The organism is Pelagibius sp., assembly GCF_028281305.1.
GTDB lineage: Bacteria > Pseudomonadota > Alphaproteobacteria > Kiloniellales > Kiloniellaceae > Pelagibius.
On the sequence record NZ_JANQKD010000094.1, the window covers coordinates 67182 to 77487 of the forward strand.

Below are 10306 nucleotides of genomic sequence, written 5' to 3' on the forward strand. Positions count from 1 at the left end.
GGACACGACAGCATAGAGGCCGGCGACCGCTCAGCGGTGGGACGCCGGGCTATACAGGTCCGCAGCCAGCCCGCCGCCCAGCCAGGCGAAGAGCATGCGGAAGTCGCTGATGAAGGACCACAGCGGGTGGGTGAAGGTGGCCGGGCGGTTGCGCTCGATCGCGGCATGGGACAGCCAGGCAAAGGCATAGCCGCAGACCAGGGCCGCCGGAAACAGCCACCACAGACCCGTGGCGACGCCGCCGGCCAGCAGGATGAGCCCCAGAGAGGTGCCGAGGTAGTGCAGCGCGCGGGTCGCCGGCTTGTCGTGCTCGCCCAGATAGCGGGGCCAGAAAGACCGGTAGTCCTTGGAGCGTTCCATCGCGCGTCCGTTCACCTCGCCGCTTCAGCCTTGCCGCCGGCCCGACCCTTGAAGCCCAGAATGAGCCCCGGCATGAGCCCCGGCATGAGCCCCGGCATGAGCCCCGGCATGAGCCCCAGCTTGAAGCGGGGCCCCGACTTTGATTTAACCCCTCCCGCGGTTCCGGACAACCGGTCGGACCGGACAATTGCGGGCCCGTCGATTGAGAAAGGCAGATAGGTAGAGTCATGGGATACAGAGTAGCAGTGGTCGGCGCCACGGGCGCCGTGGGTCGCGAGATCATGACGACCCTCTCCGAACGGGCCTTTCCGGTTGACGATATCGCGGCCCTGGCCTCCGAGCGTTCGGTCGGCAGCAAGATCTCCTTCGGCGAGGACGACGAGGTGAAGGTCCAGAACCTGGCCGCCTTCGACTTCAAGGGCACCGACATCGTGCTGTCCTCGCCCGGGGCCTCGATCTCCGCCCAGTTCTCGCCCAAGGCGGCGCAGAAGGGCGCGGTGGTGATCGACAACACCTCCCACTTCCGCATGGACCCCGACGTTCCCCTGGTGGTGCCGGAGGTGAACGCCGAGGCTCTGGCCGGCTATTCGAAGCGCAACATCGTCGCCAATCCCAACTGCTCGACCATCCAGATGGTGGTGGCGCTGAAGCCGCTGCACGAGCTGGCGCGCATCCGCCGCGTGGTGGTCGCGACCTATCAGTCGGCCAGCGGTTCGGGCAAGGAAGGCATGGACGAGCTTTTCACCCAGACCCGCGGCATCTACGTGAACGAGCCGGTGCGCCCGGAGATCTTCACCAAGCAGATCGCCTTCAACGTGATCCCCCATATCGATTCTTTCATGGACGACGGTTCCACCAAGGAAGAGTGGAAGATGGTGGTGGAGACCAAGAAGATCCTGGATCCCGCCATCAAGGTCTCGGCGACCTGCGTGCGGGTGCCGGTCTTTGTCGGCCATGCCGAGGCGGTGAGCCTCGAATTCGAGAACCCGATCTCGCCGGAAGAGGCGCGCGAGGCTCTGAGCGCCCAGGAGGGCGTCACCGTGATCGATCACCGGGTCGACGAGGGCTATGTCACCCCGGCGGAATGCGCCGGCGAGGACCAGGTCTACGTCAGCCGCATCCGCAGCGATCCGACCGTCGACAACGGCCTGTCGATCTGGGTGGTCTCCGACAACCTGCGCAAGGGTGCGGCCTTGAACGCCGTGCAGATCGCCGAGACCCTGACCCGCGATTACCTCTAGGCTGATGGGGTAGATGCTGCGGGGCGGGCTTCGCCGCCGCCCGCCCGTACTTGGTCCGACAACGGGCCCGAACAAAGGAAGAGACCATGTCCTTGGAAAGCTGGTTGGTCTTTGTGGTAGCGGCGCTGCTGATCTCGCTCTCCCCCGGCGCCAACAATCTTCTGGCCCTCACCAACGGCCTCAGGTTCGGGGCCGGCCGCTCGCTGGCCGCGGTGGGCGGGCGCATCGGCGCCTTCGCGGTGATGATCGTTATCGCCGCGCTCGGCCTGGGGGCCGTGCTGGCGGCGTCCGAACTCGCCTTCCAGATCATCAAGTGGGCGGGCGTCGCCTACCTGGTCTACCTGGGCCTGCGGGCGCTCACCGCGCCGGCAGCCTCGCCGAACGATCCCGGCGGCGGCACAGGCCGCGCCGGCCAGTCGGTTGCGGTGATGGCGCGGCGCGAGTTTCTGGTCGCGCTGGGCAATCCGAAAGCCATCCTCGTTTTCACCGCCGTCTTCCCGCAGTTCGTCGTGCCGGGCGAGCCGGCACTGCCGCAGTTCGCCGTCATCGGGCTCACCTTCCTGGCCACCGAAGTCCTGGCGGCCTTCGCCTATGTGCTCTCCGGCAAGGTCTTCGCACCGCTGCTGCGCGACCGTGCATCTCTGGTCAACCGCATCACCGGCGGTCTGCTGCTGGCGGCGGCCGGGCTGCTGGCCAGCGCCAGCCGGCGGACCTGAGGGCTGAGGCATGAAACCAGTCTCTCTTTCCGTCCTCACCATCTGCGGCATCGAGGAGTTGCCCGGCCAGGCGCGGCGGCGTGTCACCCATGTCCTGTCGCTGATCGATCCGGACTGGCCGGAGATCGACGCGTTCGAGCAGTTTGGCGATCACCAGCGCACCACCCTGCGGTTCCACGACACCATCGAGCCGGTCGAAGGGAAGGTCATGCCGGCACCGGCGCATCTCGAGGAGATCCTGCAGTTTGGCGCGGCACTTGCGGCCTCCGGTGCCTTGCGTGAGGACGGGCATCTGCTGGTTCACTGCCATATGGGCGTTTCGCGCTCGACCGCCGCGATGCTCTCCCTCTTGGCCCAGGTGCATCCTGAGGAGGCGGAAGACCGGCTTTTCGAAAGGCTGAGGACGGTCCGCCCGCAGGCCTGGCCAAACTCCGTCATGATCGGATACGCCGACGATCTGTTGCGCCGCGACGGCAAACTGACCGCCGCCCTGCGCCGACACTATGGCTATCAGCTGCAGCAAGACCCGCAATTCGCAGATTGGATGACGCGCCTCGGGCGCCGCCGCGAAGTGGATATGGCCATCGTTCCGGCTTAACGTCCATGCCTGATGTCGTGGCCTGACGTGCCTCTTGGCGCATGCCCTCTCGGGCGCTCGGCCTTGGGCATGCCCAAGAAGAACCCGCTGAAGCTGAACGCGCTGCAACTGAAGATGCGGGCGGCCCTGCAGCCTTTGGCGCGCCGCGCCGATCCCTGAACCCGGCCCTGAACCCGGATCCCGGCGATGCGGTCACCGGGCGGCTGCCGCGATCGCGTCGCGGTCATCCTCTTGCGACAGATCCAAAGCAAGCCGCCAGCCGTCCCGGGGGGGCTTCTTGAGCCGGCGCGCTCCCGCGGGAGAAACCACCAACTTGCCCTCATCCTGCATGCAATGGAGGCGTTTGCGCGATAGACCGAGTTCTGCCGCGAGGAGCCGGTCCAAACGCAGAGAGACCGGAACTGCGAGCGCAAAACCGATCTCCAGCCGTGCCGCCGGGCGTGTCGGCAGCCCAAGCGCCACCTTCTTCACCTTTGCTCCGCCGCAGGCCTCGATGCGCGCAGATCTGCGGCGCAGGTCTTCGATGTCGAAGGCCAGGTGCCGCGCCAGGTGCGGGTCGTTCTGCTGCAAGGCTGCCAGGAGCTGCGGATCGACCGAGGCGGCGGGACGGCGTTCCAGAAGCGGGCGGTTCCAAGTCTGGCCGCAGGCCCTGCAGTGGTAAATCAACCAGGCATCGAGGCGCTTGCCGTTGGCGTTGAGGCGGAACTTGTGACTGCTCTCGAAGGGTTTGGGGTCGCCGCAGTGGCTGCAGTGCAGCCAGGGTTGAGGGGCTCTCTGGGGAACCAGCGTCCAGAGGACGCGCAGGGTATCGGACATGCCGGCTTGCTCTTCCCATTGGGAAGTTCGTCAAGACGACGGCAGCGAGAAGCCGAGGAGGCGCGGTGCGAGGGGAGGTTCGGATTGCTTGAGAGTCAGCCGCGTGGCGACGTGGGTGCCGGTCGCGGCTCAGCCGTGCCATACCGGTCTCGAACCGCCACCAAGAAGAACTCACAGACTTCGGTTCGGCAGCGCGGGGCGCTGCCGTGTAGGCTGGTGGAACAGGTGAGACCGGCTGTTACGATGGCACGGTGCGGTGCGCCCTTTGCTGTGAGTGGGCGGGTTCTAGCGGAGTCCGCCGTGCTTGTGAAGGGCCGATGCCTAGAGCGGATCATGTTTAGACGGAAACACTTTGGTGTTTGCGCCTAAACATGTGAATCCGCTCTACACCTAAGAGTTAGAGCAGCTTCACCGAGTTGGATGGATCGCTTTCGCGATTCCATCAAACCCGGATCTGCTCTAGAGCTGTTGGACGGCGAAGCGGCGGCGTGGGGTTTCCAGTCGCCCCTGAGCGGCAATGAGCTGCAGCTCTTCCGCGCCGCTCTCCAGCGTGGTGTCGAGGATCTCGAAGATCGCCGCCGCGGCCGACCCCAGCGCCTCGGGCAGCGCGCCGGTCTTCAGGTAGAAGCCGAGCAGCAGGGCGGCCACTGCATCGCCGGCGCCGTTGGGGCTCATGGCCAGGCGCGGCGTGGCAACATGCCAGGCACCCTCGGCGTTCACCGCCAGCATCTCCATCTCGCCCGCGGCGTTGCCTTCCGGGCTGAAGCTGGTCACCACCACGGCCTTGGGCCCGTGGACGAGCAGCGACGCGGCCGTGTCGCGGATGGCTTCAAGCCCCTCCGGCTTCCGGCCGGTCAGGATCTCCAGCTCGAAGAGGTTGGGGGTCAGGATGTCTGCGGCGGCCAGCGCCGGGCCACGCAGAAAGTCCGGCACGCCCGCGCGCACGAAGAGGCCCCTGCCGTGGTCGCCCATGACGGGATCGCAGAGGTAGAGCGCGCGCGGGTTGGCGGCGCGGATGCGCGCCGCGGCGTCCAGGATGACGGCCCCCAGTTCGGGATCGCCGATGTAGCCGGTCAGGAGCGCATCGCAGTTTGCCAGGGCGCCGCGCGCCTCCAGCCCGTCGACCAGGCGGGCGATGTCCTCGGCGGCAAAGACCTGGCCCTGCCAGTCGGGATAGCCGGTGTGGTTGGAGAACTGCACGGTATGCACCGGCCAGACCTCGATCCCCAGGCGCTGCAGTGCGAAGACAGCCGCCGCATTGCCGACATGGCCGTAGGCGACGTGCGACTGGACGGAGATCACGTTTAAGGCGGACATCACAGATTCCAGGGGACTGGGCGCAGGCTGCAAAGGTGTCTCGGGCCCGCAGCTTGCCACAGGGCGGTGGTGCATTATAGTCGCCACCCGTGTTCGCAGGTGCGGGATAACCGCCCGCCGCCGCCGTCGTTTCGCCATCGGGAGGCTTTGTCGATGACCGTCCGCGCCCGTCCGCGCCGCTCCGTTCTTTACATGCCCGGCTCCAACGCCCGCGCTCTGGAGAAGGGCCGCAGCCTGCCGGCCGATGCGCTGATCCTGGATCTGGAAGACGCTGTGGCGCCTGATGCGAAGGAAACCGCGCGCCGGCAGATCGTCGAAGCCCTGGCTGCCGGCGGCTATGGCGCGCGGGAGATCATCGTGCGGGTGAACGGCTTCGACAGCCCCTGGGGTGCTGACGACGTTGCGGCCATCGCCCCCACCCAGGCCGACGCGATTCTGCTGCCCAAGGTCGAGACGGCGGCCATGGTCCTTGATTTGGAGGCACGCATGGACGCCGCCGGCGCGCCGGCGGCGATGGGCATCATGTGCATGATGGAAACGCCGCTCGGCATGCTGAACGCGCAGGAGATTGCCGCTTCTTCGGAGCGCGTCACCTGCTTTGTCATGGGCACCTCCGACCTTGTGAAGGATCTGCAGGCCGAGCACACGCCGGAACGCCTGCCGGTGCTGACCAGCCTGGGGCTCTGCATCCTGGCGGCCCGCGCCTACGGCAAGGCCATCGTCGACGGCGTTCACCTGGACCTCTCCGACGACGAAGGCTTCGCCGCCCACTGCCGCCAGGGCAGGGAATTGGGCTTCGACGGCAAGACCCTGATCCATCCCAAGACCGTCGCCAAGGCCAACGAGGTCTTCGCGCCCTCGGGCGAAGAGGTCGCCTGGTCGCACAAGATCATCACCGCCCATGCCGAGGCGACGGCGGCCGGCCAGGGCGTGGTCGTGGTCGACGGCAAGCTGATCGAAAACCTCCACGTCGAGAACGCCAAGCGGCTGGTCGCCCTGGCGGAGGCGATCTCGGATCTGGAGAGCGCCGCCTAGATGGCTCCCGCCACATCAAAGCAGAACCCGGGAAATCATTTCGAGGACTTCCGCCTCGGCCAGGTGCTGCGCCATGCGACGCCGCGCACCCTGGGCGCCGGCGATCAGGCGCTTTATACGGCGCTCTACGGCTCACGCTTCGCGCCGCAGTCCTCCGACATCTTCGCCCGGGCCATCGGGCTGCCGCGGGCGCCGCTGGACGATCTGCTGGTCTTTCACGTGGTCTTCGGCAAGACCGTGCCCGACATCTCCCTCAATGCGGTGGCCAACCTGGGCTATGCCGCGGGCCGTTTCGGCGCGCCGGTCTATCCCGGCGACACGCTGTCGGCGGAGAGCGAGGTGATCGGCCTCAAGGAGAATTCGAACGGCAAGACCGGTGTTGTTTACGTGCGCACCAAAGGGGTCAACCAGGACGGCGCCATGGTGGCGGACTACATCCGCTGGGTCATGGTGCGCAAGAAGGACCCGGCGGCCCCGCCACCGCCGCCGGTGGTGCCCGATCTGCCGGAGGCTGTCGGCGCCGAGCAGCTCATCGTTCCCGAGGGGCTGGACCTCTCGGCCTTCGACTTCGCTGCCGCCGGCAGCCCGCACTGCTGGGACGACTATGCGGCAGGCGAGCGCATCGACCACGGCGATGCCATGACCATCGAAGAGGCCGAACACCACACGGCCACCCGGCTCTACCAGAACACCGCGCGGGTGCACTTCAACCAGCACGCCGAGGGGCAGGGGCGCTTCGGCCGGCGCATCGTCTACGGCGGCCATATCATCTCGCTGGCCCGTGCGCTCAGCTTCAACGGCCTGGGCAACGCGGTGAAGCTGCTGGCGATCAACGCCGGCACCCATGCCGCGCCCAGCTTTGCCGGCGACACCATCTATGCCTGGTCGGAGGTGCTGGCGAAACTGCCGGTCGAAGGCCGGGCGGACCTCGGCGTTCTGCGCCTGCGCTCGGTGGCGGCCAAGGACCAGCCCTGCGACGGCTTTCCCTACAAAAACGCCGACGGCAAGTACGACCCGGCGGTGGTGCTTGACCTGGATTACAGCGTCCTGGTGCCGCGCTGATTGCGGTCCCGGAGCAGCCGAAGGCCGCGCGCAGGGGTCTCGGACTCACGCCAAATCTTGTGTGAAAGTTCGATGACCCCACAAAATTTAGTTGAATCTGCGGAATCGCTCGTGTAATGACTGAGGCGCCGGGTGCAGAGGAGGAGACCTCCACTGCGCTGTGCCCCGGAAGAAAGGGCACACCCGACGCCTCAAGAGCTGGATCCAGCTCAGCGCGATCGCGGCGGCGAGTGAGGTCTTTGTCATAATCTGCGCGCAGATACCGGGCCTGGCGTGACCGATAAAGCGCTGCGAGATCGTGACCCTCCCCGAAGGGAGCGAACTCACTTGGTTGGCGCCCACTTTCTCTCGTAGCCGGTCTTCCAGCCTCCGGTCAGTCTGTGGTGCTGTGAGCAGAGCCCACCGCAAACAGTCCTTCCGGACCGGGCACGGGCGTGGTTCCGAGGAACCAGCTCCCGCTCAGACGGCGGCGCAGGGCACGCCCTCCGACCTGAAGCCTCCAAGAAACAGCCTCCGAAGAGCCTCTCTCTCTGACCCCCTCGGTCCGCAAGCGAGCCGCTGGGGTCGGGAGACCTCGCAAGACCCGTGAAGGTCCTGCCGTCCCGGATTGACCAGCCCCCCGACACGGGGAAGGGGAGCGGCCACCGCTGGAAGATGACAGACAAGGTCTGGCCGACACCTTCCAAACCAATGATCAAGAACTGCAGGGCAACCCGATCATTGGCGCCGGACAAGCTGCCTCCGAAGAGGCCGCCCACCCCCGAACGTTGGACCCTGCGACCCGACCTCTCAAGCCCCCGAGAGGGCCCGTGAGGCGCTGTCCCCCGGCCCGAAGGCCGCGCCGTCTCATCGGAGTCAAGCCCGAAGGTCCGCCTCCTCAGATCCGCAGAGGCCGAAGCCTCCAGGAACCGCTGCGATCCAAAGTCCACGAACCCGAAGGTCCAAGGTCCTCGTCCCGCATTCCGATGGGCCGAAACCCTCCGGAAGGGCCGCGTTTCCGCCGTTCGGCGCTTTCGCGTGCAAAAAGATGCTCGCTCGAATTCGCCTTTGCGACAACACGAAATTTCCGTGACGACCGAGAATCTTGTGCATAGTTTCTTCGATCCTGCACAATTCCTTCACATCTTGCCCACAGGTCTGTCCACAGTTGAAGCCCGGCTGGCCTTTCGCCGGCTGCGGCAACCATCGCGGGCCGACCTTTTGAGAGTCTGTGGCAGAGGCTGTAACCGGCGCCGGCCGCGGGCCATCTGCTGACGGCGGACGCTGCGCCGCGCTGAGGCCCCGGCGGGCCGGGACCAAGTCGAAAACCCTTTGATTCAGTGGTGTTTTTTGGGACGGCTAGGGCTCGGAAGGTGGTGCGCCACGTTGACTTGTGCTGCGCTGCGGTCTAAATCTCAAGCGGTCTAGACGGATTGTTGAGGTTTACCGGGTATGAAGGTCCGCGCGGACAGACAAAGCCCGGCCACCCGCCTCACTGTCGCCGCCTGCCCGGTCCTCCTGCGTCGCCGCTGTCGACCGGGGTTCGAGCGACGATCCGGAACATCCATTGGCAAGCAGCCGAAAGAAAGCAGCCGCGTATGAGCAGTTCCAATCGGCCCCTTTCCCCCCATTTGCAGGTCTACCGGCCGCAGATCACCACGACCCTGTCGATTCTGCACCGGATCACCGGGGTGGCGCTGGCCGTTGGGACGCTGCTTCTGATCTATTGGCTGGCGGCGGCGGCGAGCGGACCCAGCGCCTTTGCGTCGGCACAGGGACTGGTCGGCTCCGTCATCGGCCGCCTGCTGCTCTTCGGCTGGACCTTCGCCCTGTTCTATCACCTCTGCAACGGCATCCGGCACCTGGTCTGGGATGCGGGCTACGGCTTTGAGATGCGCACGGCAGAGCGCAGCGGCCTTCTGGTCGTCGCGGCCAGTGCGGTCCTCACCCTCGTGAGCTGGATCGCCGGCTATACCATGATGGGAGGGGCCTGAGATGAGCCTGCGCTCCCCCCTCGGACGGGTCAGAGGTCTGGGCTCCGCCAAGGACGGCACCGGCCACTGGTGGGCTCAACGGCTGAGCGCCATTGCCCTCATTCCGTTGACGCTGTGGTTTTGCGCGTCGGTCATTGCGCTGAGCGGTGCCGACTATACGGCGGTGGCCGCCTGGGTCGGATCGCCCGTTGTGGCGGGTCTTTTGATCCTGCTGATCGCTGCGACCTTTTACCACGCCTACCTCGGTTTGCAGGTGGTGATCGAGGACTACGTCCATAGAGAGCTGGTGAAGATCGCCGGCCTGCTGCTGGCGAAGGCGGCGGCCATCGTGCTGGCGCTGACCGGAATTCTGTCGGTCCTGCTGCTGCTGTTCGGGCAGGCTTGAATTGGGCGGGCCTGATACAATGGGCTTAACGACAGTGGTCTCTAGGAAGCGGGCCGCAAGGGGCATCGGGGGATGCGCCGTGACCGCAACAAGGGGAATTGAGGGCCGAGCATGACCAAGTCCTACGAGATAGTCGACCATACCTATGACGTCGTCGTCGTCGGGGCCGGCGGCGCCGGTCTGAGGGCCACCCTGGGTCTGGCGGAAGCGGGCCTGAAGACCGCCTGCGTGACCAAGGTCTTCCCGACCCGCAGCCATACCGTGGCGGCCCAGGGCGGGGTCTCCGCCTCGCTGGGCAATATGGGCGAGGACGACTGGCGCTGGCACATGTACGACACCGTCAAGGGCTCGGACTGGCTGGGCGACCAGGACGCCATCGAGTACATGGTGCGCGAGGCGGCGCCGGCGATCCTCGAACTGGAACACTACGGCATGCCCTTCAGCCGCACCGAAGATGGTCGCATCTATCAGCGCCCCTTCGGCGGCATGACGACCCACTATGGCGAGGGCATCGCCCAGCGCACCTGCGCGGCGGCCGACCGCACCGGCCATGCCATGCTGCACACGCTCTATCAGCAGAGCCTGCGCGAGCACGCCGAGTTCTTCATCGAGTACTTCGCCCTCGACCTCATCATGGAAGACGGCTCCTGCCGCGGGCTCATGGCCTGGAACCTGGACGACGGCACCATCCACCGCTTCCGCGCCCAGATGGTGATCATCGCCACCGGCGGCTACGGGCGGGTCTACTTCTCCTGCACCGGCGCCCACACCCAGACCGGCGACGGCAACGCCATGGTGGCGCG

11 protein-coding genes are annotated in these 10306 nt (G+C 66.4%); 8 read left to right on the top strand and 3 right to left on the bottom strand.

Features of this window, described 5'->3' with window-relative positions:
- Nucleotides 1-30: 30 nt before the first annotated feature.
- Complete coding sequence (locus tag Q0982_RS18315) at nucleotides 31-375, bottom strand: DUF962 domain-containing protein (protein WP_299397879.1); 345 nt, start codon at nucleotides 373-375, stop codon at nucleotides 31-33.
- 212 nt (nucleotides 376-587) lie between these two features.
- Between Q0982_RS18315 and Q0982_RS18320 the strand changes: the two genes are divergently transcribed.
- From Q0982_RS18320 to Q0982_RS18330, 3 genes are all read left to right on the top strand, one after another.
- Nucleotides 588-1601 carry an aspartate-semialdehyde dehydrogenase gene (locus Q0982_RS18320; protein ID WP_299397882.1) on the top strand — a complete coding sequence of 338 codons (1014 nt, stop codon included), beginning with the start codon at nucleotides 588-590 and terminating at the stop codon, nucleotides 1599-1601.
- Nucleotides 1602-1687: 86 nt separating this feature from the next.
- Nucleotides 1688-2317 (top strand): LysE family translocator, encoded by a 630-nt coding sequence (locus tag Q0982_RS18325; RefSeq protein ID WP_299397884.1) that lies wholly within the window; start codon nucleotides 1688-1690, stop codon nucleotides 2315-2317.
- 10 nt (nucleotides 2318-2327) lie between these two features.
- Nucleotides 2328-2915, top strand: a complete 588-nt coding sequence (locus Q0982_RS18330; RefSeq protein ID WP_299397887.1) for a tyrosine phosphatase family protein — start codon at nucleotides 2328-2330, stop codon at nucleotides 2913-2915.
- A 192-nt stretch (nucleotides 2916-3107) separates the two neighbouring features.
- Here Q0982_RS18330 and Q0982_RS18335 read toward each other — a convergent pair whose 3' ends face one another.
- Nucleotides 3108-3731, bottom strand: coding sequence for a DUF1062 domain-containing protein (locus Q0982_RS18335; RefSeq protein ID WP_299397889.1), 624 nt, complete (start codon nucleotides 3729-3731; stop codon nucleotides 3108-3110).
- Between the two features lie 459 nt (nucleotides 3732-4190).
- A complete protein-coding gene (gene pdxY / locus Q0982_RS18340; protein WP_299397892.1) occupies nucleotides 4191-5048 on the bottom strand; it encodes a pyridoxal kinase PdxY in 858 nt (285 codons plus the stop codon).
- Nucleotides 5049-5201: 153 nt separating this feature from the next.
- Between pdxY and Q0982_RS18345 the strand changes: the two genes are divergently transcribed.
- The 5 genes from Q0982_RS18345 to Q0982_RS18365 all read left to right on the top strand — a co-directional run.
- A complete protein-coding gene (locus Q0982_RS18345) occupies nucleotides 5202-6083 on the top strand; it encodes a CoA ester lyase (RefSeq protein ID WP_299397893.1) in 882 nt (293 codons plus the stop codon).
- Complete coding sequence (locus tag Q0982_RS18350; RefSeq protein WP_299397896.1) at nucleotides 6084-7145, top strand: MaoC family dehydratase; 1062 nt, start codon at nucleotides 6084-6086, stop codon at nucleotides 7143-7145. It begins immediately after the preceding gene.
- A 1577-nt stretch (nucleotides 7146-8722) separates the two neighbouring features.
- Nucleotides 8723-9118 carry a succinate dehydrogenase, cytochrome b556 subunit gene (gene sdhC / locus Q0982_RS18355; protein WP_299397897.1) on the top strand — a complete coding sequence of 132 codons (396 nt, stop codon included), beginning with the start codon at nucleotides 8723-8725 and terminating at the stop codon, nucleotides 9116-9118.
- Nucleotide 9119: 1 nt separating this feature from the next.
- On the top strand, nucleotides 9120-9503 hold the full coding sequence (gene sdhD, locus Q0982_RS18360; RefSeq protein ID WP_299397900.1) for a succinate dehydrogenase, hydrophobic membrane anchor protein: 384 nt from the start codon (nucleotides 9120-9122) through the stop codon (nucleotides 9501-9503).
- 111 nt (nucleotides 9504-9614) lie between these two features.
- On the top strand, nucleotides 9615-10306 hold a 692-nt coding region (locus tag Q0982_RS18365), incomplete at its 3' end, for an FAD-binding protein (RefSeq protein ID WP_299397901.1).

Excerpts from the sequence above, each read along its gene's own strand:
- Q0982_RS18330 (WP_299397887.1), top strand. The coding sequence starts at position 2,328 with ATGAAACCAGTCTCTCTTTCCGTCCTCACCATCTGCGGCATCGAGGAG.
- sdhC (WP_299397897.1), top strand. The coding sequence starts at position 8,723 with ATGAGCAGTTCCAATCGGCCCCTTTCCCCCCATTTGCAGGTCTACCGG.
- sdhD (WP_299397900.1), top strand. The coding sequence starts at position 9,120 with ATGAGCCTGCGCTCCCCCCTCGGACGGGTCAGAGGTCTGGGCTCCGCC.
- Q0982_RS18320 (WP_299397882.1), top strand. The coding sequence starts at position 588 with ATGGGATACAGAGTAGCAGTGGTCGGCGCCACGGGCGCCGTGGGTCGC.
- Q0982_RS18335 (WP_299397889.1), bottom strand. The coding sequence starts at position 3,731 with ATGTCCGATACCCTGCGCGTCCTCTGGACGCTGGTTCCCCAGAGAGCC.
- Q0982_RS18350 (WP_299397896.1), top strand. The coding sequence starts at position 6,084 with ATGGCTCCCGCCACATCAAAGCAGAACCCGGGAAATCATTTCGAGGAC.
- pdxY (WP_299397892.1), bottom strand. The coding sequence starts at position 5,048 with ATGTCCGCCTTAAACGTGATCTCCGTCCAGTCGCACGTCGCCTACGGC.
- Q0982_RS18325 (WP_299397884.1), top strand. The coding sequence starts at position 1,688 with ATGTCCTTGGAAAGCTGGTTGGTCTTTGTGGTAGCGGCGCTGCTGATC.
- Q0982_RS18345 (WP_299397893.1), top strand. The coding sequence starts at position 5,202 with ATGACCGTCCGCGCCCGTCCGCGCCGCTCCGTTCTTTACATGCCCGGC.